General features: G+C 40.5%; 25 protein-coding genes. 11 read left to right on the plus strand and 14 right to left on the minus strand.

Annotation, left to right across the window (positions count from 1 at the left end):
• Positions 1-12 precede the first annotated feature (12 nt).
• On the minus strand, positions 13-198 hold the full coding sequence (locus LGZ99_RS10755; RefSeq protein WP_021324233.1) for a YoaH family protein: 186 nt from the start codon (positions 196-198) through the stop codon (positions 13-15).
• 142 nt (positions 199-340) lie between these two features.
• On the opposite strand from LGZ99_RS10755, the gene pabB reads away from it, so the two are divergent.
• The 8 genes from pabB (at position 341) to mntP (ending at position 8,492) form a co-directional block, all read left to right on the plus strand.
• Positions 341-1,711 carry an aminodeoxychorismate synthase component 1 gene (pabB, locus tag LGZ99_RS10760; protein ID WP_036838017.1) on the plus strand — a complete coding sequence of 457 codons (1,371 nt, stop codon included), beginning with the start codon at positions 341-343 and terminating at the stop codon, positions 1,709-1,711.
• Positions 1,708-2,271 carry a CoA pyrophosphatase gene (locus LGZ99_RS10765; RefSeq protein WP_021324234.1) on the plus strand — a complete coding sequence of 188 codons (564 nt, stop codon included), beginning with the start codon at positions 1,708-1,710 and terminating at the stop codon, positions 2,269-2,271. Before pabB ends, LGZ99_RS10765 begins: the two co-directional genes overlap by 4 nt.
• Positions 2,272-2,441: 170 nt before the next feature.
• Positions 2,442-3,806, plus strand: a complete 1,365-nt coding sequence (locus LGZ99_RS10770; RefSeq protein WP_021324235.1) for an L-serine ammonia-lyase — start codon at positions 2,442-2,444, stop codon at positions 3,804-3,806.
• Positions 3,807-4,303: 497 nt separating this feature from the next.
• A complete protein-coding gene (manX, locus tag LGZ99_RS10775) occupies positions 4,304-5,287 on the plus strand; it encodes a PTS mannose transporter subunit IIAB (RefSeq protein ID WP_072008839.1) in 984 nt (327 codons plus the stop codon).
• Between the two features lie 58 nt (positions 5,288-5,345).
• Entirely contained in the window at positions 5,346-6,146 is an 801-nt protein-coding gene (locus LGZ99_RS10780) for a PTS mannose/fructose/sorbose transporter subunit IIC (RefSeq protein ID WP_036837986.1), read from the plus strand.
• 13 nt (positions 6,147-6,159) lie between these two features.
• Complete coding sequence (locus tag LGZ99_RS10785; protein ID WP_023045202.1) at positions 6,160-7,026, plus strand: PTS mannose transporter subunit IID; 867 nt, start codon at positions 6,160-6,162, stop codon at positions 7,024-7,026.
• Positions 7,027-7,096: 70 nt separating this feature from the next.
• A complete protein-coding gene (locus LGZ99_RS10790; protein ID WP_021324436.1) occupies positions 7,097-7,555 on the plus strand; it encodes a DUF986 family protein in 459 nt (152 codons plus the stop codon).
• 355 nt (positions 7,556-7,910) lie between these two features.
• Entirely contained in the window at positions 7,911-8,492 is a 582-nt protein-coding gene (mntP, locus tag LGZ99_RS10795; protein WP_021324437.1) for a manganese efflux pump MntP, read from the plus strand.
• A gap of 57 nt (positions 8,493-8,549) precedes the next feature.
• Here mntP and rlmA read toward each other — a convergent pair whose 3' ends face one another.
• Positions 8,550-9,368: a 23S rRNA (guanine(745)-N(1))-methyltransferase gene (rlmA, locus tag LGZ99_RS10800; RefSeq protein WP_021324438.1), complete on the minus strand. Its 819-nt coding sequence runs from the start codon at positions 9,366-9,368 to the stop codon at positions 8,550-8,552.
• 340 nt (positions 9,369-9,708) lie between these two features.
• Here rlmA and LGZ99_RS10805 point away from each other — a divergent pair, with 340 nt between their 5' ends.
• Both LGZ99_RS10805 and LGZ99_RS10810 read left to right on the plus strand, forming a co-directional pair.
• Positions 9,709-9,900, plus strand: coding sequence for a hypothetical protein (locus LGZ99_RS10805; protein WP_031281054.1), 192 nt, complete (start codon positions 9,709-9,711; stop codon positions 9,898-9,900).
• Positions 9,860-10,252 carry a DUF2335 domain-containing protein gene (locus LGZ99_RS10810; protein ID WP_023045204.1) on the plus strand — a complete coding sequence of 131 codons (393 nt, stop codon included), beginning with the start codon at positions 9,860-9,862 and terminating at the stop codon, positions 10,250-10,252. Before LGZ99_RS10805 ends, LGZ99_RS10810 begins: the two co-directional genes overlap by 41 nt.
• Before the next feature lie 280 nt (positions 10,253-10,532).
• Here LGZ99_RS10810 and LGZ99_RS10815 read toward each other — a convergent pair whose 3' ends face one another.
• The 10 genes from LGZ99_RS10815 to guaB form a co-directional block, all read right to left on the minus strand.
• Positions 10,533-10,823: an addiction module antidote protein gene (locus tag LGZ99_RS10815; RefSeq protein WP_021324440.1), complete on the minus strand. Its 291-nt coding sequence runs from the start codon at positions 10,821-10,823 to the stop codon at positions 10,533-10,535.
• The gene (locus tag LGZ99_RS10820) at positions 10,816-11,124 is read right to left on the minus strand and encodes a type II toxin-antitoxin system RelE/ParE family toxin (RefSeq protein ID WP_021324441.1); all 309 of its coding nucleotides are present in this window, start codon (positions 11,122-11,124) and stop codon (positions 10,816-10,818) included. The genes LGZ99_RS10815 and LGZ99_RS10820 overlap by 8 nt, the downstream gene beginning before the upstream one ends.
• A gap of 104 nt (positions 11,125-11,228) precedes the next feature.
• Complete coding sequence (locus LGZ99_RS10825) at positions 11,229-12,260, minus strand: hypothetical protein (protein WP_023045206.1); 1,032 nt, start codon at positions 12,258-12,260, stop codon at positions 11,229-11,231.
• Positions 12,250-12,579, minus strand: coding sequence for a hypothetical protein (locus LGZ99_RS10830; protein WP_023045207.1), 330 nt, complete (start codon positions 12,577-12,579; stop codon positions 12,250-12,252). The genes LGZ99_RS10825 and LGZ99_RS10830 overlap by 11 nt, the downstream gene beginning before the upstream one ends.
• Positions 12,540-13,118 carry a hypothetical protein gene (locus LGZ99_RS10835; RefSeq protein WP_262979106.1) on the minus strand — a complete coding sequence of 193 codons (579 nt, stop codon included), beginning with the start codon at positions 13,116-13,118 and terminating at the stop codon, positions 12,540-12,542. The genes LGZ99_RS10830 and LGZ99_RS10835 overlap by 40 nt, the downstream gene beginning before the upstream one ends.
• An 89-nt stretch (positions 13,119-13,207) precedes the next feature.
• Positions 13,208-14,230 carry a hypothetical protein gene (locus LGZ99_RS10840; protein WP_051769309.1) on the minus strand — a complete coding sequence of 341 codons (1,023 nt, stop codon included), beginning with the start codon at positions 14,228-14,230 and terminating at the stop codon, positions 13,208-13,210.
• 93 nt (positions 14,231-14,323) lie between these two features.
• Positions 14,324-14,608, minus strand: coding sequence for a hypothetical protein (locus LGZ99_RS10845; protein WP_023045210.1), 285 nt, complete (start codon positions 14,606-14,608; stop codon positions 14,324-14,326).
• A gap of 79 nt (positions 14,609-14,687) precedes the next feature.
• Entirely contained in the window at positions 14,688-14,936 is a 249-nt protein-coding gene (locus LGZ99_RS10850; protein ID WP_021324442.1) for a helix-turn-helix domain-containing protein, read from the minus strand.
• A gap of 569 nt (positions 14,937-15,505) precedes the next feature.
• Positions 15,506-17,083, minus strand: coding sequence for a glutamine-hydrolyzing GMP synthase (gene guaA / locus LGZ99_RS10855; protein WP_036837984.1), 1,578 nt, complete (start codon positions 17,081-17,083; stop codon positions 15,506-15,508).
• A gap of 79 nt (positions 17,084-17,162) precedes the next feature.
• On the minus strand, positions 17,163-18,629 hold the full coding sequence (gene guaB / locus LGZ99_RS10860; RefSeq protein ID WP_036838015.1) for an IMP dehydrogenase: 1,467 nt from the start codon (positions 18,627-18,629) through the stop codon (positions 17,163-17,165).
• 172 nt (positions 18,630-18,801) lie between these two features.
• Between guaB and xseA the strand changes: the two genes are divergently transcribed.
• Positions 18,802-20,175 (plus strand): exodeoxyribonuclease VII large subunit, encoded by a 1,374-nt coding sequence (gene xseA, locus LGZ99_RS10865; RefSeq protein ID WP_036837983.1) that lies wholly within the window; start codon positions 18,802-18,804, stop codon positions 20,173-20,175.
• Between the two features lie 32 nt (positions 20,176-20,207).
• Here xseA and LGZ99_RS10870 read toward each other — a convergent pair whose 3' ends face one another.
• On the minus strand, positions 20,208-22,484 hold the full coding sequence (locus LGZ99_RS10870) for a TonB-dependent receptor domain-containing protein (RefSeq protein WP_023045213.1): 2,277 nt from the start codon (positions 22,482-22,484) through the stop codon (positions 20,208-20,210).
• 129 nt (positions 22,485-22,613) lie between these two features.
• A complete protein-coding gene (locus LGZ99_RS10875) occupies positions 22,614-24,671 on the minus strand; it encodes a S9 family peptidase (RefSeq protein ID WP_036838013.1) in 2,058 nt (685 codons plus the stop codon).
• Positions 24,672-24,761: the final 90 nt, after the last annotated feature.

Here is a 24,761-nt window from a genome sequence, read left to right on the forward strand (position 1 = left end):
TAAATAATTTAATTATGTTGATTTTTCATCATCAAACATCACATTAACCTGCTCTTTTGTGCGATGCTGTTCGCGAATCTCTTGAGCAACCAACCCAATGGCTTCCCCACTACTCATTCCCTCAGCCATTAATTGCTGAATTTTCTCCACTGCCAGTTGCTGTTCCTGATGAGATAAGGTTGGCATACTTGAAAACATGATAATAACCTCTAAATAAACTGATCGACGCCGAAGAGTATAGCGATTTTTATCTCAGGTAAGGAGTGGATTTCTATGTTAATCTCTAGGGATGAAAATCAATGCCAACTCTTGCGTTACAACGGTTAAAACCAACACCATAATGAGTACTTCACTGCAAAAGCGACAATTACCTTATCAATCAGACGCTGCCATCCATTATTTCGCGCCAATTTCAAGCCAGCCTTGGGCAATGCTGCTCCATTCTGGTTCTGCAAACCATCCCCATAACCGGTTTGATATTCTGGTTGCAGAACCATTGATAACCCTTCTCAGTCATGAGAAATCAACCGCAATAAATGAACATGGCGATACTTATATTACTGAAGAAGATCCCTTCTATCTGCTAAAAAAACAGCTGGAGAAGTTAAATATTACAGCAAAGTTTGATCCTGATTTGCCATTTCAAGGAGGTGTACTGGGTCTATGGGGATATGATCTTGGACGTTGTATCGAAGAATTACCGTCACAAGCCAAAAATGAGTTGTCATTTCCAGATATGGCAATAGGGATTTATGACTGGGCGCTGATTGTTGATCATCATAAAAAAGAGGTGACTTTATTCAGCTACGGTGATGCTAATGCCCGCCTGAACTGGCTTATATCCCACCAGGCTTCGCCAAAAACGGCTTTTATACTGACCAGCGAGTGGCAGTCAAATATGAGTGCAGAGCAATATAATGAAAAGATTAGCTGTATTCATGACTATCTATTAGAGGGTGATTGTTATCAAGTTAATCTGGCACAGCGATTTTGCGCTGATTACCGGGGAGATGAATGGCAAGCATTTCTAAAACTGAATAAGAGCAATTGCGCACCTTTTTCTGCCTTTATTCGTTTACCGGAAAACTGTGTCATCAGTGTCTCTCCTGAACGTTTCCTACTCCTGGAAAATAAGCAAATCCAAACTCGCCCAATTAAAGGAACACTACCGCGCTTAAATGACGCAGAAAAGGATGCATTACAAGCTGAAAAACTGACGACATCAAAAAAAGACCGAGCTGAAAACCTGATGATCGTCGATTTATTACGTAATGATATTGGCCGGGTAGCCACCCCGGGCTCAGTTAAAGTTCCTGAATTATTTGTCGTTGAACAATTCCCTGCCGTTCACCATCTGGTCAGCACAATTACCGCAGCACTACCAAATGAACAACATGCCACGGACTTACTGCGCGCCTGCTTTCCCGGCGGTTCTATTACCGGCGCCCCTAAAATCAGAGCAATGGAAATAATAGAAGAACTTGAGCCTCATCGCCGACATGGATATTGTGGTTCAATTGGCTATATTAGCTTTTGTGGCACGATGGACAGTAATATCACTATTCGTACCCTTTTGACCGAGAAAGAAAAAATATATTGCTGGGCAGGTGGCGGAATTGTTGCCGACAGTATTGCTGAAAACGAGTATCAGGAAACATTTGATAAGTTGAATCATATTTTACCGCAACTGGGGAAAATAAAATCGATATGATGCCACTAGCTGATTTCATTAACAGATTTCAGCTACAGATTCCATCACCCCCTAAACGGCTTGCAAATAACACCCGCCATGCCGCGGTGTTGTTACCGATCATCTGCAAGCCGAAACCAACACTATTACTGACCCAGCGCGCCACCACATTACGATCACACGCCGGTCAAGTAGCCTTTCCCGGTGGGGTTGCTGATCCAGAAGACAAATCAATCATTGCGACAGCACTGCGGGAAGCAGAAGAAGAAGTCAACATCCCCCATCAGAAAGTTAAAGTTTTGGGGCAACTCATGCCCTTAGACAGCATTAGCGGTTATCTGGTGACACCCATTGTCGGGTTATTACCCCCAGAGCTGTCTTTCCACAGCAACCCGACAGAAGTTTCCAGTATATTCGAAGTCCCTTTATCTGAAGCGCTTTCTCTTTCAAGTTATCATTATCTTGATGTTAACCGCCGTGGTCAGCAACATCGCATCTATTTTCACTGGTATCAGGGGCGACTCATCTGGGGCCTGACCGCCGCTATCATTTATCAATTAGCTCAACAGGTTCAGCTTTGATCCAAATCATGAGAAATAATCAACCTGTGTTTTTTTCATCCATTTTTGTCACAGTTGCTATCATAATTCAAAAAAAACTGTAAACTCACTTATCAACACTACTAAATCACAGTAAAGTAGCGTACCCCAATATATATAACTATATCTCTATCTTTTTTAAGGAGTCTGGCGTGATTAGCGTTTTCGACATGTTTAAGGTCGGTATTGGCCCATCTAGTTCTCATACGGTTGGCCCGATGAAAGCCGGCAAACAGTTTGTCGACGATCTGGTAAACCAGGGCTTAATGCCTTCTATCACGCGTGTAGCCGTTGATATTTACGGCTCACTCTCATTAACCGGCAAAGGTCATCATACGGATATAGCCATTATCATGGGTCTGGCAGGTAATTTGCCAGCTACCGTTGATATTGATTCAATCCCCGGTTTTATTCGTGATGTAGAGCAAACTCAGCGTATTAAGCTGGCCAATGGCTTACATGAAGTCGATTTCCCTCATGATAGCGGCATGGTTTTCCGTAGTGATAACCTGTCGTTACATGAAAACGGTATGCAAATTCATGCATTCGCGGGAGACAAAGAAGTTTATAGCAAAACCTACTACTCAATTGGTGGTGGTTTTATTGTTGATGAAGAGCATTTCGGTAAACCCTCTCAGGATATCAAACCTGTCTCATATCCATTCAATTCAGCAAAAGAATTGCTGATGAATTGTAATAAAACCGGACTATCTATCTCCGGTTTAATGATGAAAAACGAACTGGATCTGCACAGTAAAGAAGAAATTAACGCTTATTTCGCTGATGTCTGGGGTACCATGCAGGCTTGTATTGAGCGTGGTCTGAACACAGAAGGCGTTTTGCCTGGACCATTGCGTGTACCACGCCGGGCAGCGGCATTACATCGTATGCTGGCCTCATCAAACAACCTGTCTGATGATCCAATGAATGTCGTGGATCTGGTGAACATGTTCGCCTTGGCAGTCAATGAAGAAAATGCCGCGGGTGGGCGTGTTGTTACCGCACCGACCAATGGCGCTTGCGGCATTGTTCCTGCCGTACTCGCTTATTACAACCATTGCATTGAACCTGTGACACCAGAGCTGTATATTCGCTATTTCCTGGCATCCGGCGCTATCGGCATTCTGTATAAAATGAATGCCTCTATATCTGGAGCTGAAGTTGGTTGCCAAGGGGAAGTGGGTGTTGCCTGTTCAATGGCGGCAGCCGGCCTTGCTGAACTGCTGGATGGTAGTGCTGAACAGGTCTGTATTGCAGCTGAAATCGGCATGGAACATAATCTCGGCCTTACCTGTGACCCGGTTGCAGGCCAAGTACAGGTGCCTTGTATTGAACGAAATGCAATTGCTTCAGTAAAAGCCATCAACTCTGCCCGTATGGCTTTGCGCCGTACCAGTGAACCATGTGTTTCTCTCGATAAAGTCATTGAAACCATGTACGAAACAGGCAAAGACATGAACGCTAAATATCGTGAAACATCCCGCGGCGGTCTGGCGATTAAAGTTCAGTGTGATTAATCAAATAAATAATCTGTTTTTTGATCAGTAAATCCTTCTGCCATCAAAATATCCCTACCTTAAGGTAGGGATATTTTTTAGCCAAAACTTACAATGATCACTTTTCGATCGAAAAAGATGAATATATTTTTAATTTTGAATTAATAAGATGTTACCGAAAACAGAATAAATAACCATAAATAGTCAAATTACAGATAATTATAAATTAATTTAACAATATTTAGCTTATTAAATTGTTTTGTGGTTAACATTTTCATCTATTTCATTTTTTCTGACTGACAGCAATTTTCCTCAGGTATTTCTAATGGTAATCTAGCAGCCTATTTTTTCAGTCAATAAGAGATAAAGTCTAAATCAAGTCAAATATTCAGGTATCACATTGATAAAAGATTATTATTAGTACAAATATGCTTTTTATTGGAGGAATGATTCATCAAAATTATTGGAGTAACTTTGTAATAATCCTGCGTTTATATTGTTAACAGAGGGGAAAACAGGTGAGTATAGCCATTATGATTGGCACACATGGAGCTGCGGCTGAACAACTGCTTCGTACCGCAGAGATGTTAATTGGGGAACAGGAAAATGTTTCTTATATTGACTTCGTTCCTGGTGAAAATGCCGATACTTTATTTGAAAAATACAACAGTAAACTTGCAGCACTTAACACAGAACAAGGTGTACTGTTCCTTGTTGATACATGGGGAGGAAGTCCATTCAATGCCGCTAACCGTATCGCTGTAGATAAAGAGAATTATGAGATCATCACCGGGGTTAACGTTCCGATGTTAGTTGAAACCTTTATGTGCCGGGATGACGGCCCAACTCTGACAGAACTGGTTTCTGTTGCTCTGGAAACAGGAAAAGAAGGCATTCGGGCCCTGAAAACGGAAGAACCCCAAAAAGCCGAACCCGCTAAACCGGTAACGCCTGCGGCTGTACCTTCATTTACCCCATCTGCGGGTGGTCATATGAAAATAGCCCTGGCCCGGATTGATGACCGTCTTATTCATGGTCAGGTTGCAACTCGTTGGACAAAAGAAACCAATGTGAAACGGATCATTGTCGTCAGTGATGAAGTTGCTGCCGATACTGTCCGCGCCACCTTGCTAAAACAGGTTGCTCCGCCGGGGCTCAGTGCTCACGTTGTTGACGTTGCCAAATGTGTTCGCGTTTATAACAACCCCAAATACGCTAATGAGCGTGTTATGTTGCTATTTACAAATCCAACAGATGTTTTACGTCTGGTCGAAGATGGTGTTGATATCACCTCTGTAAACATCGGTGGAATGGCATTCCGTCAGGGAAAAACTCAGATTAACAACGCAATATCCGTTGATGAAACCGATATTGCGGCCTTCAAAAAACTGGATGAACGTGGCATTGAGCTCGAAGCCCGTAAAGTTGCCAGTGACAGCCGTCTGCAAATGATGGATCTGCTCCAGAAGGTTAAAAACGAAAAACAAACCAGAGCAATTTAACTATTACTCAATGACAAAAATTTCTTACCAAATTTAATTTGGTTATAGGAGACAAACAATGGAAATTACCGTTGTTCAAATTGCATTGATATTCATCGTAGCTTGCATAGTCGGAATGGATTCCATTCTTGATGAATTTCAATTCCATCGCCCACTCGTGGCCTGTACTTTAATTGGGATCATCCTGGGTGATATGACAACCGGTATCATTATCGGCGGTACACTGGAAATGATCGCGCTTGGCTGGATGAATATCGGTGCTGCAATTGCCCCGGATGCAGCTTTAGCGTCAATCATCTCAACTATCCTGGTCATTGCTGGTGGCCGTGATATTGGTGAAGGTATCGCCCTGGCTATTCCTCTGGCAGCCGCAGGACAAGTGCTGACCATCATTGTACGTACTATCACTGTTGCCTTCCAACATGCCGCTGACAACGCAGCAGAACGTGGTAACCTTCGTGCAATCAGCTTTATCCATTTATCCGCATTACTGCTCCAGGCTATGCGTATCGCCATCCCTGCCCTGATTGTCGCATTATCTGTTGGCACCAATGAAGTCCAGCAATTACTCGCGTCTATCCCTAAAGTCGTAACAGATGGCCTGAACATCGCGGGGGGAATGATCGTGGTGGTTGGTTACGCAATGGTCATCAATATGATGCGTGCCGGCTACCTGATGCCATTCTTCTACCTGGGCTTTGTCACAGCAGCATTCACTGACTTCAACCTAGTTGCATTAGGTATTATTGGTATTGTTATGGCCGTACTGTACATCCAGTTAAGCCCCAAATATAACAAACCTCAAGTGGTCGCTGCCCCTGAACACGCCAATAACCACCTTGATAACGAATTAGATTAAGAGGATGAGCAACATGTTAGATACAACAAAAACTACGGCTCAGACAGCAGGCCAGAAAAAACTAACACCAAGCGATATCCGCGGTGTATTTCTCCGTTCTAATGTGTTCCAAGGTTCATGGAACTTTGAACGTATGCAGGCTTTGGGTTTCTGTTTCTCTATGGTTCCGGTTCTTCGTCGCCTGTATCCAGAAAATACCGATGAGCGTAAACAAGCAATTAAACGCCACCTGGAATTCTTCAACACTCACCCTTACGTCGTCGCGCCTGTACTGGGTGTCACGATGGCAATGGAGGAACAGCGCGCTAACGGCGCTCCGATTGATGATGGCGCCATCAACGGCATCAAAGTCGGTTTGATGGGGCCACTGGCTGGTGTTGGCGACCCAATTTTCTGGGGCACAGTCCGCCCGGTATTTGCTGCTCTGGGTGCGGGTCTCGCCATGAGTGGCAGCTGGCTTGGGCCTGTGCTGTTTTTCTTCTTATTTAACCTGGTACGCCTGTTGGTTCTCTATTCAGGTATCTCTTATGGCTATAAGAAAGGGATTGATATCGTTCAGGATATGGGTGGCGGTTTCCTGCAAAAAATGACGGAAGGGGCGTCAATTCTTGGCCTGTTTGTCATGGGGGCATTAGTTAACAAATGGACGAAAGTCAATATCCCGCTGGTTGTATCAGAAATTCCTAACCAGCAAACAGGTGAAAATACAATAACCACAGTTCAGAATATCCTCGATCAGTTGATGCCGGGCCTGGTCCCACTGTTACTGACATTTGCCTGTATGTGGCTATTACGGAATAAAGTCAATGCCCTGTGGATTATTATTGGCTTCTTTATTCTGGGGATTATTGGCGCCAGATTTGGTTTCCTCGGTCTATAGTTAATCTATTCGGGGAAGGGGGAATTCCTCCCCCGAATTTTCTTTCCTACAGCAACACAGGGATTAAAGAATGAGCCTTAATGATATGGTATTAGTTGGTTTAATCGTATTAATGCTGGCTTTCGCTGTCTATGATGAATTTGTGGTTAATCTGCTGAAAGGGAAAACTTACTTACAAATAAAGCTAAAAAGAAAGCACAAAATTGATGCTCTCATCTTTATTATCCTGATACTTATTGTTGTTTATAATAACATCACTGCTTATGGCAGCCGTTTAACCACATATTTATTGTTATTTACTATCCTGGTGACTATTTATATTGCCTATATACGCTCACCTAAATTGTTATTTAAAAATAACGGTTTCTTCTATGCAAACACATTTATTTCCTATGATCGAATAAAAACCATAAATTTATCTGAAGATGGCATCTTGGTTATTGGCTTAGAAAATAAGAAGTTATATCTATCAGTAAGCCAACTTGATGATTTAGAAAAGATTTATAAATTTCTTATCGAAAACAGATAGATAAGAATCAATAATAAATTAAAAAATAATAAACAGTCAGCTTGAATGCTGACTTTTATTTTTACCACATAATAGATAATGATAATTATTATCGACATTATACCTCAATTCTAAAAACAATATTATTTTCCCTTTTTAAATTATTGTGCTATCTTTTAAATAGTCATGGGGAGTAGCCTGTTTCAGGAAAACGATTTAGTTAATTTTTCTGAAAAGCTCGTATCAACACGCTCGTTTAAAAGTAAAACGTGGTGCGGGCAGCCTTATTTCGGTTGGCAAGACCATAGCATATAATACTATCATTGGTTGGGGGTGGGTTATATGTATATGGAAACACCCAACCGAGGTTATTTTAATGAATATGTACGCAACCCTTATCTTAGCTTTAGCGCTTTCAATGGATGCCTTTGCTGCTGCAATTTGTAAAGGGGCCACACTACATAAACCACATTTTCGTGAGGCAATCCGTACTGGTTTGATATTTGGCTTGGCAGAAGCCTGTACCCCACTGATTGGCTGGTCTATAGGGCTTTATACTAGCCAATATATTATGGAATGGGATCACTGGGTTGCTTTTACTCTGTTATTTATTCTGGGCTGTAGAATGATGACAGAGAGTTTTAAAGTGAATCAGGAAAAAAAATGCGAATCACCCTGTCGCCACAACTCAATGGTACTAATAACAACAGCCATTGCTACCAGCCTGGATGCAATGGCAGTCGGTATCGGGCTCGCTTTTCTTCAAGTCAATATCGTGCATACCGCTATAGCTATCGGTATGATGACAATGATTATGGCAACATTGGGGATGTTAATTGGCCGCTATATTGGCCCGCTGCTGGGCAAACGCGCTGAATTTATTGGTGGGTTTATTCTGATTGCGATTGGTTTCAATATATTATTTGAGCATCTCGAATTATTTATGTACGCGAAATAACACCTTCAGCCCAAAATATTAACCTCTCAAGGACTGTATTTTGGGCTGAAATCCTAATTATCTAAGGCGTTGATAAACCCGCAATATAAAATCAGTTTCGCATTCAAACAGCGCCTTATTTGCCAATTCTTTTCCCACCGTTTCAGTTGCCCGCCAGGCAAATGGCGTCATCTGTAATAAATGATACGCTTGTATTCCATCTAATTTCATTGAATAAGATAATGACTCATCTGCTATCAATTCAAATCCTGCCAATTGTTCTGTCTTCAATGGATGAAGATGAATATTTTGATAAATCAACTCTTTGAGCTGATAAAGATGTCGAGGACCAGGAGTCACTGTCAGAACAATTCCTTGTGACTTAATCACCCTTACCAACTCTTCTGCTTTGCAAGGTGCATAAATTCGCAACACCCCAGCAAGAGACTTATCGGCAAATGGCAAACGATGGCTTGACGCGACACAGAAACTGACAGAAGGATAGCGTTTAGCGCCATAACGCACAGCGATCTTAGCGACATCTAACCCATAGATGTTAAGATTACGCCCCTTGCTTAACCGCTCTTCAACCGCGGCGGTGTAGTAACCTTCACCGCATCCTATATCCAGCAAACTATCTGCATTTTCTGGCAGATACTTTCCCAGCAGTTCTGAAACCCGTTGTTGTAATGGCTGATAATATCCTGAATCCAAAAATGCCCTTCTTGACTGCATCATCTCCGGGCTGTCTCCTGGCTCTTTGGACCTTTTATACTGAACGGGCATCAGATTAACATACCCTTCTTTAGCACAATCAAACTGATGATTATTTTCACAGCGCCATTGCTGCCGGGTTAGCAATAAAGGTTGATGGCATAAGGGGCATTGATAAGACATATGATTCCCAAAAAATAAGTAAAAATCAGCGAATACTATAGCATATTCTGATACTTTTCATCGTAAATCATACTACTTAATAGTTCTATATAAGCGATTAATCATTATCTTGAATGAAATTACATTCCACTATTTTCAGAATTATTTTTGAGCCAGCTCGCAATATTTTTATAGAATAAATATATTTATCAGGTATTATTTTCCAATCAAAAATCGAGAAAACACAAGTTATTAATAAGTGATTTAACTAACATAAACAGCTAATAATACAGGTAATAGAATGAATATTTTCATACAATATTTTAATAAATTAAGATCTATTTCACCAAGATTCGACATTATGCCGAATACAAACTACCTTGATCTTATTCCATCAAAGAGTGATGTTGAGACTTTATCTGATGATCTGGATAAAGTCCGAGCGGATTTTGCTGTTGTATTGAAGCAATTCAATGATGAAATTATATTATCTACAGGGAAAGGGACGATATATGACCAAGAGAATAAACAAAAAACACCCGAAAATAGATAAACAAATCTATCCAAGTGATATCAACCCATTATATTACCAGCTTCCTGATTCGGAAATATTAACTATTTATGAACGATATACAAAGGGGGCAACGGATAGATTCTTAATCTTAATCGAACAACAACAAAAGCATAGGCATGAAATGGAAAAAATTGCCTTAGAACAGACAATAAAAAAAAGAATAAGAGGGCAAAATTGTGGGCTGTTACTGACTTTTACCTCTCTATTTGTCGCTTTAATCTTAGGATTAAATGGGCATAATTGGTTAGCAGGCATTATCGGAAGCGGTACTGTAACAACGATTTTAATTATTTATGTTTTGAACAGAAATCCACAATCTTATATAAAATAAATCAAATTCATAGAAAGTGCATTCATACTTAATTTTATGGTAGAAGAACCAAAGTGGATAAAGACAGTGCTAATTTTTAGGATTTTTTTCGAAGGATGAAGAATAAGTAGTTAATTATCTAAATCCGTAATCTTATATATGACATTAACTTCAGCATCCGTAAAGGAGTGAACCCGCTCTGCAATTGGTATTAACTCACTCCTTTCAATTTTCCCCTCTCCCCACAACTAACTAACAGCTCGGCAAACAGCACGTTTTTGATTACTTACCCGTGTTAATATTATGCCGCTGCCACATGGAGTTTCAAACCTAATGCTTTAACGACCTTCAAAATAGTACCAAACTCAGGGTTGCCGTCACCAGATAACGCCCGGTATAAACTCTCACGAGACAGACCGGCATCTTTTGCCACCTGAGTCATACCACGCGCACGTGCAATTGTACCTAACGCACGCGCAATAAAAGCAGGATCATCACCAACTTCTTCAATACAAGCATCTAAATACTCAGCCATATCTGCTTCAGTTTTCAGGTATTCTGCTGAATCCCAACGGGTAAATTGCTCACTCATCATGTTGTTCCTCCCAACTACGGGCCAGTTGTAAAGCAAGTTTAATATCCTTATCTTGTGTGCTTTTATCACCACCACAAAGCAAAACAACAATCTGCCTGCCTTTTTGTATAAAATACACCCTATAACCGGGGCCATAATCAATGCGACATTCGCTGACACCATTACCAACCGGTTTTACATCGCCAAAATTACCTTCAGCAATACGGTCAACGCGAGCCAATATCCGCATCTTGGCCCGTATATCCTTGAGTCCGACCAACCAGTCAGAGAATGTATGGCTTTTCAATATCTCTTTCATAAAAACAATCGTAGCTCATAAGCTACAATTAATCAAGTTTTGAAACTTCACTGGTAATCACATTATCTGCATGCCAAATTCCTTTCCTTATGGAACATGCACTGTTAGACAAACATACGTGATTTCATGCCACAAAAAGATATTGAACTGGTCATTGAGGCCCTGAACTCTGCCCTCAGCGTCTTCCTACGTGAAACTGATCTTTTATGGGATAAAAATGCCCTAAGTTCCACTTCTACAGCCAACATTCGTGAACAACACTTGCCATTATACTTTCCGAAAACAATTGCTTCTTTTTGTCGATTGAATAGATAGCCATAACCGAACGCGGGAGTTCTTAATAAAGGATATATTGCTTTACCTATTTGATCAGGAAAACCTAAAGCTACAGAGGCCAATACTGAAGTAGGCATTACAGAATTACTTGAACGCAATATATAATCGAAAATCCGCTCAATAATGCTGATCTCCTTTGCACTGCTAATCACTTCAATCAACCAGTTTTCTAATGCCATAAGAGCACATTGCAACAAACAAGGTAAAGTTGATACTCCCCGATACCCTTTCCATAAATGCGGAGAAGCATATTGTTTAACAACAGTTCCATCATTAAGTATTAACTCAACCTCTTTTGCTGTAGTTTCAAAAGGCATTATTGAATTTTCTTCATTCTGCTTTGGTTGAGCAAATTCAGAATTTGCATATTTCTGAACCGCTGTATTAAGTAATTGAATTATAAAATCCAAAGCCAATCTAGGATGAAATTTCAGAAGATATTTAAATGGACCTTTTGCCCCACTTGCAGGGAAAAAACCTCGCTCAGTATCTAATCCAAAATATTCCCCTACGTCTAGTCTACGATGTAGAGGAAAACTATTTTCATCTCTATTTTCATCTGGTTGTTCAATTAACCACTCATGTAAAGACAATCGCTTCACAAACTCAGGGCGCGTCTTACAAATAATGGGGGTATTTATACCAATAAAAACCAAACCAGCGAACTCATCAACATACCTTAGCCTTCTAGGATTACGTTTAGAGATAAATACATCTCTTATCATAAGGTTATCAAATTCAATTTCAATTGCAGAAGATACTTTTATTAACGCGCTAAGAATCTTATTTCTAATCTTCATATGAATCTTTGATCGACTCCAGTAACCATAAAGAAATTAGACCAACAACTTTAGCTTCCTCTGGTAATTCATCATGTATATTTATAACATTGCACCATTCATCAACCAAGACAACAATATGAGGTAAAACATTTGCAGTCATCTTATCACGATTATCATATAGAAAATTAAGTAGAGCATTCCAACCTTTGCCATCCGGTCGCAAAAATAATGTATCAATCAGCTCAGTATTATTTTTAGCATTGGGTTTTATATATAATGGATTAGGCCGCTGACAGGTTATTCGAAGAATGAAAAAAATCGAATCAATAAATGACAATTATTCCCCAACAAATCTTTGGACAAATTATTTAAAAACATCTCAGGTAATTCACTCTGTATAATTGCTGAAATAACTTCATCTTTCCAATAGTTTTCAATATCATTTGAAAGTAATAAAGATGATATGAAATCTGTACACACAACCTCAAATTTAATCTGTTGAAATAACCATAAACGAAATGCTCTATTAACAGCTGGCTCGTTACCAATAGCAGTTAAGAATGCCCTTATATCATGAGCGTTTCCAATATATTCCTTTGAAATAAACTCTTCTAATGCCCAGTCTTCTAAAACATCATACATTGGGCTAATCACTGACTTTTGGGAATCTCTATAAATGAGATTATCTTCTTCCAGTTTTGCTACAACCTCAGGATCAAACAATGACTCATCAACACCATATAACATTTGCTTTGCCCGCTTCTTAGCAATTTCAATAAAAGTTGATTTTCTCCGAGCTGGCATTCCAAATTTTCTATCCACATTACATGCTATCACGCTCTGCCAAATAATATTTCTAAAATCTTTTTCACTCACATCAGGCTCAAACTCCGCACCATTATTAATGGCACGTACTGCCAGCTCGATATAAAACGGTATATAGAGCAATTCAGTTAAAGATTGGTTTAAAAAAATCCTTTTAGTGCAGGTATTTCACTACATAACTCTTCAACCTGATCATCATTAAATCCGTTGATATTAATACTTTCGTAATTTATACCTCTTGGCTGGAGATAACTAAAGATAATCTGCTGATAAGCGTAGTCTCTTCCAGTGGCAATCACAGTCCATCCAGACTGCTTCCTAATAAATTGTAATAAATCAACAAATGCATTATCCAGATTCAGTTCTAATATCTTTTCCAATGATTCAATAACTAGTATTTTTCCAGGTAAGAGAGAAAAATATCCTTCAAGTTGCCCAATTGAATGATTCATTCCAATAGATGAAAAAACATCATTTAAATGATTTTTATCTAGGTCTTCAGACCTTAAGTAAAAGACTGGCACATCACTATTTCTGCTTAATATGAAATCCTTTACAATAACTGATTTCCCACTTCCTCTAGAACCAGTTACAAACAGAAAATCATAATCCTTAACTTTTTCATATAGCTCTGTCAGATAGCTTGCTCTAACAATATGGCTACCAGCAATAGTATTATTAATGCCTTGTAAAATATAATCTCCACGTTCTTTCAATATATTAATGTCTTGATTAATATTTCGCGTGGCATTTCGATCAAAAAGCAAATTAATTTCTTTTGACACATTTTTAATCTCTAACGTGCCAGCATTCTGATTAAATTCTTGTATATATGTAACTATTCGAGAAAATACTAATGAAGGAGGTTGAGATGAACTGGTTTCGATAAGTGAACACAAAAGGGTTACAACGGTTGAATTCTTAGAGTCTAAATCATAAGGAACAATTTGAAATATCCTTAAAAATTTCCAAAGATCTTCATCTGTTACTTCAATACCTTTATTAGCTAGATTCAATTGATTACGGAATATCTCTAATCTTCTAATTTTAGTTTCACTGGTAAAGCCTTTTGTTTTCGATTTTTTAAGGAATTCAGCAGCATTAGATGAATATTTAGCCCACTCAAGTATTGGGAGGGTATCATTTACATCTAATTTTGGCAAAGTCCCTGTAATTAATACAATTGAATCAAATTCAGCATTGAAATTATCACTTTTGAAATCATGCCACGCACTATTAATAACTTCTGAAAAAATTTAACTACTTGAATCACTAATCGTTATTTCGTGTTTAATCTGGGCAAATAATTTGCTTTCGTTCCCATAATCATCCGATGCATATAGGATGAAATCATCGGTATGAATACTATCATATTTCCCTTGAAATTTAATTTTGTTAGCTTTCATTGTTGCAGAAAGACATGGCACATATAAGCTGGCCAATAAAGCTATTAAAAATACAGCTTGCACTCTAGTTTCAAAATTTACACCACCTCCACCAGTGGAAAATGGATTACTTTGTTTTTTAAAATCATTTACCATATAACTAGCCCCTTCCTGATAGTGGTATTTTCTGAAAAACACTCCCAATATATATCTATAAGTAAGTTAAAATTGGTATTTACTGATGCCTCATGAATACGACATAATCTGGATTCTTCTTTTTATATTGATGATATTGAAGAATTAATGTTGTCAAATCACCAACAACGATATAAAAATAGGCTTCCGGGACATCAGGTACCTCCGCAAACCAACATGCCAGACTAAAATCTGGGGAATATACTTCATTAAAACCTGCACGAAGACCAAGGTCTGCTTGAGTCAAGTCTGCATTAACCCTTGCTATTTTTAGTCTTTTACCAATCACAATTAATACTCAGTTCTAATTTTAGTACATAAATTATCCCCCTTTTAAGAAGGTCTATCAAGATCTTGATTTTCCTGATGCCAAAAATATGTTGATAGAAGTAAAGCTTACTCGCGCCCTCAAAAAAATTCCTACCTTCTCATGTACACGCGGCTGCAACATTAAAATTAACACCGACTCATTTATCCCGCCTTTTGCCTAGTCATTTTGAAGATATTAGTGTTACTAACCTTGAACGTTATCAAGAGGTAAATAATTAATCTGATAGTCAAACCTAAACGTTACTAAACCTGATTTTGCAACTGTCACATATAAACTATCACGATCAGCGATTCCATAGACTTTATCTTTAGGCTTTAATGAGCTGAATTTTATGTCTGATAATATAACATTTCCCTTTGTAAGTTTTTACCGTTATAACAGTCACAGTAAAAACACTAATTCCATAAGGGTAAAAATTCCCGGATTCCACTAACCCGCCCTGAACTTACATAAATAAAAAAGCCAGACATCATAATGATTAATCTGGCTTTTTTGAACTCATATGCAATTATTTGGACTTAATATTGCTATTCCCACTCAATCGTCGCAGGCGGTTTACCGCTGACATCATACACAACCCTTGAAATTCCATTGACTTCATTGATGATCCGGTTAGAAACCCGGCCAAGGAAATCATAAGGTAAATGCGCCCAATGTGCAGTCATGAAATCGACTGTTTCTACTGCACGTAAAGAGACAACCCAGTCATATTTACGGCCATCCCCCATAACACCCACAGAACGAACGGGCAGGAATACAGTAAATGCCTGGCTTACCTTATTGTACAAATCAGCTTTGTGCAATTCTTCAATAAAGATAGCATCCGCACGACGCAGCAGGTCACAGTACTCTTTCTTCACTTCACCCAAGACACGAACACCCAAACCAGGACCTGGGAATGGATGGCGGTTCAACATGTCATAAGGCAATCCCAGCTCCAGGCCAATCTTGCGAACTTCATCTTTGAACAACTCTTTCAGCGGTTCCACCAGACCCAGTTTCATCTCTTCCGGCAAACCACCTACGTTATGGTGAGATTTGATGACGTGTGCTTTACCTGTCGCAGAGGCCGCTGATTCAATAACGTCCGGGTAAATAGTGCCTTGAGCCAACCATTTAACCTGAGCCTGTTTACTTGCCTCTTGATCAAACACTTCAATAAACACACGGCCAATGGTTTTGCGTTTTTCTTCCGGATCATTGATGCCAGCCAATGCAGTAAGGAAGCGATCTTCTGCGGGAACATGGACGATATTCAGCCCAAATTTACCAGCAAACATTTCCATTACCTGGTCGGCTTCATTCAAACGCAGTAAACCGTTATCGACAAATACACAGGTCAGACGTTTGCCAATTGCACGATGCAGTAATAACGCGGTGACAGAGGAATCAACACCACCGGACAACCCTAAAATAACGTGATCGTCACCAATCTGTTCACGCAGACGTATAACAGCATCTTCAATAATCGAATCAGGAGTCCACAGAGCTTCACATTGGCAAATATCCAATACAAAACGTTCCAGTATGCGTTGCCCTTGATGGGTATGGGTGACTTCCGGATGGAACTGTACACCATAAAAACGTTTTTCTTCATTCGCTATAATGGCAAACGGGCAAGTATCAGTGCTGGCAATAGTGATAAAATCCGCAGGGATTGCAGTGACTTTATCACCATGACTCATCCATACATCCAGTAACGGTTTACCCTGCTCATTCAACGAATCCTGGATACCACGAAGCAATGCACTTTCCGCTTTAATTTCAACCTGAGCATAACCAAATTCACGTTCAATAGAACTTTCTACCTTGCCACCGCATTGCATCGACATAGTTTGCATGCCATAGCAGACACCCAGTACAGGAATATCGGCATTAAAAACATATTCAGGTGCACGCGGACTTTCCTGCTCTGTGGTACTTTCCGGGCCACCAGAAAGAATAATACCGCTTGGGTTGAATTCGCGGATTTGTTCTTCCGTTACATCCCATGCCCAAAGTTCACAGTAAACGCCGATTTCACGGATACGGCGAGCAATCAACTGAGCATATTGCGAACCAAAATCAAGGATAAGAATACGGTGCTGATGGATATTTGTTGTCATGTGTGGCGAATTCCAAAAAAACAAGTAAATAAGAACAAAGGAGATAGGTGGCTCCTACAGGAGCCACAATAAATATGAATTATAGACCTAATCGGTAGTTTGGAGACTCTTTGGTAATGGTTACATCGTGAACGTGGCTTTCCTGAATACCCGCACCACTAATGCGAACAAATTCGGCTTTGGTTCTCAATTCATCAATAGTTGCGCAGCCAGTCAGCCCCATACAGGAACGCAGGCCGCCCATTTGCTGATGGATAATGTTTTTTAGCAATCCCTTATAGGCAACTCGGCCTTCAATGCCTTCCGGTACCAGTTTGTCTGCGGCATTATCAGTTTGGAAATAGCGATCGGAAGAACCTTTAGACATCGCGCCCAGAGAACCCATTCCACGATAAGATTTAAATGAACGCCCCTGGAATAGCTCAATTTCTCCTGGGGATTCTTCCGTGCCTGCCAACATGGAACCAACCATGACACAGGAGGCCCCTGCGGCAATTGCTTTAGCAATATCGCCGGAGAAACGAATACCACCATCAGCAATAACCGGGATCCCTGTGCCTTCCAGCGCTTCAACCGCATCAGAGATAGCAGTAATTTGCGGCACACCGACACCCGTCACAATACGGGTAGTACAGATAGAACCAGGACCAATACCGACTTTAACCGCATTGACACCAGCTTCTACCAACGCTTTTGCACCTTCTCCCGTCGCCACGTTACCACCAATAATCTGTAGATTCGGGTATTTAGCGCGGGTTTCACGAATACGCTGCAATACACCTTCAGAATGACCGTGTGATGAATCAATCAGCAGAACATCAATACCCGCGGCAACCAACGCATCAACACGCTCTTCATTACCGGCACCCGCACCAACCGCGGCCCCAACGCGTAAACGTCCATGCTCATCCTTACAGGCATTAGGTTTACGTTCCGCTTTCTGGAAATCCTTAACCGTGATCATGCCAAGCAGATGAAAGTCCTCATCAACCACCAGCGCTTTTTCAACCCGTTTTTCGTGCATTTTCTGCAACACAACATCACGGGCTTCGCCTTCTTTTACCGTTACCAGACGCTCTTTAGGTGTCATTACCGCAGTAACCGGCTGATCCAGATCGGTAACGAAACGTACGTCACGACCCGTAATAATACCAACTAACTCATTTCCTTCGGTCACAACAGGATAGCCAGCAAAACCATTACGTTCTGTCAGTGCCTGAACTTCACGCAATGTTGTTTTCGGAGCCACCGTGACGGGATTTGTCACAACACCGCTCTCATGTTTTTTCACCCGGCTAACTTCTTCTGCCTGGCGCTCAATAGACATATTTTTATGAATAAAACCAATTCCGCCTTCCTGAGCCAGCGCAATAGCCAAGCCGGATTCAGTCACGGTATCCATCGCCGCAGACAGCATAGGAACATTCAGACGAATAGTGGAAGTCAGTCGAGTAGACAGATCAGCAGTGTTAGGCAGAACAGAAGAGTGGGCAGGAATTAACAAAACATCGTCAAAAGTTAAAGCTTCTTTTTTAATTCGTAACATAAGCAATATCTCACCAGGCTGCGGACAATTTAAGGAATAAAATATTGCCGCGGCATTATACAGAACGTAATCGGTTGCCTCCAGCATTTTATTAAAAAATTTCTTGCTTACTTCATAACGAACGTTAGTATCGGTGAATTAAGCCCTTGTTTTGGAATTTGATCTGGCTCACATGTCACTACCTTCTAATACTGGAATTTTTTCTGTCAGCCGCCTCAATCAGACGGTCCGTCAACTGCTCGAAATGGAAATGGGCAGAATTTGGCTAAGTGCTGAAATATCGAATTTTTCTCAACCCTCCTCCGGACACTGGTATTTCACCCTGAAAGATGAACGCGCTCAGGTGCGGACCGCAATGTTTCGCAGTAGTAATCAACGGGTGACATTCAAACCACAAAATGGTCAGCAGGTTTTAGTCCGCGCGGCAATTACGCTTTATGAACCCAGGGGAGACTACCAGCTTATTGTTGAAAGTATGCAACCCGCCGGTGATGGCCTGTTACAGCAACAGTTTGAATTATTGAAACAGAAACTCAATGACGAAGGATTATTTGATCAGCGTCATAAGAAACCCCTTCCCTCTCCTGCTCAACAGCTTGGGGTGATTACATCAGCCAGTGGCGCCGCCCTGCATGATATTCTGAATATTTTGCAGCGCCGTGATCCATCATTGCCAATTGTCATTTATCCAACAGCCGTTCAAGGGACCGAAGCGCCGCTACAGATTATTCGGGCAATTGAATTAGCTAATGAAAGGCAGGAATGTGATGTATTGATCGTCGGCCGCGGTGGTGGCTCGTTGGAAGATTTATGGAGTTTCAATGATGAACGTGTCGCCAGAGCGATTTTTCACAGTGATATTCCGATAGTCAGTGCAGTAGGCCATGAAACGGATGTTACCATTGCTGATTTCGTGGCAGATTTGCGGGCCCCGACACCATCAGCAGCCGCTGAATTGGTCAGCCGTAATCAACTCGAATTGTTACGTCAAATCCAGTCGCAACAACAGCGATTGGAGATGGCAATGGATTACTTCTTTGCACAAAAACAGCAGGTTTTCAGCCTGTTATCTCACCGTTTACAACAACAGCACCCTCATTTACGGCTGGCTCGTCAGCAAAACTTACTGGTTAGCTTACGCCAGCGACTCACTGACAGTTTGCAACGACATCTGCGACAAAGCGATCTGGCTTATGAGAAATTGCAACAACGGCTCGGGTATTCAGAACCCAGTCAGCAGATCCGCCAGTATAGCCAACAGATTCAGCAACAAGATTTTCGGCTAAAACAAGCGATCGAACGACAAATCAGCCGTTCCAGAGAAAAATTTGCTGTTTCCTGCTCACGAATGGAAGCCGTCAGCCCACTGGCGACACTGGCCCGTGGTTACAGCATCAGCGAAGCCCCTGATGGAAAATTACTGAAACAAACCAAACAAGTGCATGTTGGTGATACTCTGAAAACCCGGTTACAAGATGGCTGGATTGAGAGTGAAGTGATTAAGGTCAAGAAAGAACGTAAAAAACGACCAGCAAGTCAGAAATAGTGGCATTCCCTTGCCACTTATTTTTTCTACTATCAGAAACGGATTTCTGCACCTGCAATATAAGTCCGGCCTCTGGCTGTTTGCATAGACGAAGTTTGTTCAATCATTAATGGAGACGAATTTGCGCGATTAAGTGCTTCCGAATAATTTTTGTTTGCCAAGTTCTGTACTGAAAATTTCAACAGCACGTTTTTATTTATCTGATAATCACTATAAAGATCGACTATCGTTGGGATTTTAGGTTCCTTTTGCAATATAACCCGCCCGTCGTCATCAATATTATATTGATCTGGGTCCATCCTATGAGAATCACCCGTATATTTAACAATCGCACCAACACGGACTTTCTCATCAAATAAACGGACACCAGTATCCAGAGTCATAAAACTATCAGGCAATTGTGACACGGGATCGGCACCAAAATGCGCTGTAGCGGCAGAAGTTGGCTGGCGCGTTTTTTGCCAGCTATAAGCCAATTTGCTATAAAATATACCTGCATCATAATCAGCAGAAACTTCATACCCGCTTATTTTCACCGGCGTCAGACTATTGTGATAGATATACATTTTGATGTTAGGATCGACTGTATCGTAATCTACTGAACTATCAGCTTTACATGTTTTCCTATTGCCACAGATAAGCCAGATATCACTGAGAATATAATCTTTTATTCTAGATTGATACCAGGCAGCCTTCAGGCGGAAGGTATCTCCTTTTACAATCAAGTCTGGGCGGAAACTGTTAAAGCCAATTTGATAAGTGTCTGATGTCTCTCCTTTCAAAAATGGGTTCATGGATCCACCACCTTCATTACTATAGAAAGTTTCCTGAATATTTGGCGCTCTCATTGAACGGGCATAACTGACGAATGGCTGGAATTCAGGAATAATTTCTGCTGATAATAAAACACCTGGATTAAATCCATGTTGTTTCAAATCCAATTCAGTTTCCCACTGAGGGAAACAAGGGATCCGCAGATCACAAGCCGGTTTATGGCCTTTGACACTGTAGTCCATATAATTAAATGAAATGTCTGCCCGATAAATTCCACGACTAATTTTCAGCCCGCCATAAATACTGGCAATATCTTGTTTACCACTTGGTGCAAAAACATTATTTTCTTTTGCTTCACCATCTGTTTTTTCATATTCTTTCCTTTCTTGTTCATCTTGACCTTTACCAGAATAAATACTATCCGTTGCCTTGCTATACTCGGTTTTCATCAACTTACTGCCGAATGTCAGTTCAAAATCTGTATCACCATAGCCGAAACGGCTGATATTACTGATATCTATTGCATCTGATCTATTTTTAGCATTGCTATTCAGCAGCCTATAAAGTGAATCACCTTCGTAGCGTTGAGTCCCCTCGCTGGTGCTAGCCAGTAATTTTATATCAATCCATTCGCTGAATGGTGTGTAATTGTATTTTAGGTAAATATCCCGACTATCAATATGACGACGGGTAAATTTATTATGATAATTCCGTCCACTGAGCTCCATATCATGAAAGTCGCTCGGTTTAATATTTATTTTAATTAATTGCGAATTGGGCTTTTGCTTAAATGATTTATTTGTAACAAACTCATCGCTTAATACGCCATCGCCATTTTTATAATGCGCATCAATTGAATGTCCGCTGACAGCCAGCATAGCACCTATTGAACCTTCAGAACTGAACGCCGAGGTTTTACCTGCAACCGCTATCATGCCATTATGACCAATACCATTATTGCCATAATTTGCTTTTGTGCGTACTCCCAACGAATTCCCCGCGAATATCACATCATCTACGCCAATTGTGCGGAAATTAGCGCTACCCACTAATGCATTAACGCTATCTGAACCATCAGATTGACCACGGTTGACATCAATTCCCACGATAAAATTAGGATCAATTATTGCACCGAATTGATTATAAGTAGTACCGTGAGCTGGACTAGTCGGAGATGTACCATAAAAACTCTGGCTAACACCATCAACCATCATATTCACTCGTCCAAAACCACTTAATCCACGTATATTAATCGTCACTGTTCCCTGACCCGGATCTATTTGAGTATAAGTTCCTGGCATACTGCGTAATATACTATCCACTGACTGAAGTTTAGTATCTTCACCTTTAGAACTATAAGAACCGGGTTTTTCCATTGCCCGCACTTCAGCATTATCCTGTGAACCTGAAACCTTAAGACTACTGAATTTCAGCACCTTATCTGATTTCCCTTCTTGCTTTTCCTCACCATAAGCAAGCCCTTGAAGCCCAATAAAAACAACCCCGACCCCTGCTATTTTTGTCATTATTTTCATTTCAATCATCCAAAATGCATACAAATAAATATTTGCTTACATACCAATTTTCAAAAAAACAATAGAAATATTTAGCACTGATAAATAATTATCAGTGCTTTTAATAAAAACTTATATTTATAATTTCTTTCAGTTATCTTTTAATTGTGGGAAATACTTCTGAGCATCATCCAGCATCAAAATAAAACTGTAATCCAGTGCAGTGTCTTTCAGTCGGTTAAAACGGCCTGATTTACCACCATGCCCGGCACTCATATTGGTTTCCAATAATAAAATAGAGTCACCTTTTTTCATATCCCGTAATTTTGCTACCCATTTAGTCGGTTCCCAATATTGAACCTGTGAATCATGAAATCCACTCGTAACTAATAAGTTTGGATAGCGCTGATGCTTTATATTGTCATACGGGCTATATGATTTAATTCGAAGATAATCTTCTTTATTTTCCGGGTTACCCCACTCTTCATATTCTCCTACGGTCAATGGAATAGAAGGGTCGAGCATAGTTGTAACCGCATCAACAAATGGCACCTGAGCAACCACACCACGATATAATTCCGGAGCCTGATTAATCACCGTACCCATCAGCAAACCACCGGCACTGCCTCCCATAGCATAAACCCGTTTACTGTCGCCATATTTCTGAGCAATCAGTGCCTTGGTCACATCAATAAAGTCAGTAAAACTATTCATTTTATTTTCGACTTTACCTTGCAGGTACCATTTTTTACCCAATTCACCGCCGCCACGCACATGTACCAACGCGTAAACAAAGCCCCGATCTAATAAACTCAATCGTGGTGAACTAAATGAAGGATCCATACTGATACCATAAGCCCCATAACCATATATCAGGATCGGGTTCTGGCCTTTTTTGAACAGTGATTTACGATAAACCAAAGAAACAGGAACTTCCACGCCATCACGGGCTTTCACCCAAATACGCTGACTCTCATAATGATGTTTATCAAAGCCTTTGACTTCCTGCTGTTTAAGTAATTCCCGCTCACCGGTTTTCAGATTCCACTGGAATGTTGAGCTTGGTGTTGTCATGGATGAATAACCATAACGCATAACATCAGTATCAGGTTCAGGGTTGTAATCAATCCATGCCATATAACTTGGATCATCAAACTTAATCTGTTTTTCCTGATCAGTTTGCCAATTAATCTGACGAATTGTCGGCAATCCTTTCGTTCGCTCCTGAACGACCAACCAGTTATTAAACAGTGCAAAATCTTCAAGATCCGTCTCCTGTTGCGGAGCAATCACTGTTTTCCACGGCATATTTATGGCATCAGTTTGATAAAGCCCATAAGTTTCGCTTTCATGATTTGAGCGAATGTAAAAATGGTCACGGAAATGGTCAATATAATATTCCCGTCCTTCCTGACGAGGAGAAAGTACCTGAAGTTCAGCCTGTGGCTTATTCGCATCAATCAGCAAATATTCAGAAGTCGAATTACTGACTATCGACAACATAATATAATCACGGGAGGAGCTTTTAGCTATGCCTAAATAAAAACGCTCATCTTCTTCCTGATATATTTTCTGGTCTTCAGTGGTATTTGTACCATATTGGTGACGAAATACTTGGTATGGCAATAAAGTCTGTGAATGCTTGCGCACATAAAACAGTGTATTGCTGTCATTTGCCCAAACAATGTTGCCGGAAGTATTTTTTATTACGTCATTACTCCACTGGTTATCAGCGATGTCTTTAAAAGAGATCTGATAATTACGGCGCCCCTGAGTATCTTCAGCAATTGCAATACGTTTATTATCCAGAGAGATAGCAAGATTACTCAGTTGATAATATTCCTGACCTTTAGCTCTTTCATTACCATCAACCAGAACCTGCCAGTCTGCTGAACCATCAACAGGTTTACGCTGATAAATCGGGAAATCTTTTCCAGCTTCATAGACGGTACGATAAATATACCCATTATAAGTATAGGGTACAGACTGATCATCCTGTTTCATCCTGCTGACCATTTCTTCATATAATGTATCCCGTAGTTGCTCTCCGGGTTTCAGCATCTGTTCGGTGTATTTATTTTCGGCTGTCAGATAATCAATGATTTTTTGATCCTTGCGATTATCATCCCGCATCCAGTAATAGTCATCTGTACGGGTATCACCGTGAATCGTCATCTGATGTGGTTGTTTCATGGTCTTTGGTGGCATAATTTCTCCCTCTGCGGCGGCGGAATTCAACCAGCCGCTCAATAAAAACGTTAATAACAGCCCTTTAGTTTTCAGGGCAAACCGCGCTTG

The sequence above is a fragment of the Photorhabdus temperata genome, from assembly GCF_025384845.1.
Taxonomy (GTDB): domain Bacteria; phylum Pseudomonadota; class Gammaproteobacteria; order Enterobacterales; family Enterobacteriaceae; genus Photorhabdus; species Photorhabdus temperata.